This window comes from Azospirillum sp. TSO35-2 (genome assembly GCF_003116095.1).
Classification (GTDB): Bacteria; Pseudomonadota; Alphaproteobacteria; order Azospirillales; family Azospirillaceae; genus Azospirillum.
Window position 1 is genome coordinate 655,152 of sequence record NZ_LGRA01000013.1, and the last position, 403, is coordinate 655,554.

The following is a 403-nucleotide window of genomic DNA, read 5'->3' on the forward strand; positions in this document are numbered from 1 at the left end:
CAGCAGCCCGGAGACCTCGCGCCAGGGCAACATCTACGGCATGGTCGGCATGACCATCGCCATCCTGACCACGCTGGCCTCGCCGATCGTGCAGTCCTACTGGATGATCGTGCTGGGCATCGCCATCGGCGGCGCCATCGGCTACGTCGTCGCCAAGAAGATCGAGATGACGGCGCTGCCGCAGCTCGTCGCCGCCTTCCACTCGCTGGTCGGTCTGGCCGCGGTGTTCGTGGCGCTGGCCGCCTTCTACTCGCCGGAGGCCTACGGCATCGGCCTGCCCGGCGCCATCGCCAAGGGCTCGCTGGTCGAGATGGCGCTGGGCACCGCGGTCGGCGCCATCACCTTCACCGGCTCGATCGTCGCCTTCGCCAAGCTGCAGGGGCTGGTCACCGGCAAGCCGCTG

General features: G+C 69.2%; 1 protein-coding gene. It reads left to right on the forward strand.

From position 1 onward, the window contains the following. The coding region (locus tag TSO352_RS10335) for an NAD(P)(+) transhydrogenase (Re/Si-specific) subunit beta (protein WP_146210743.1) at positions 1–403 on the forward strand (403 nt) is incomplete at both ends.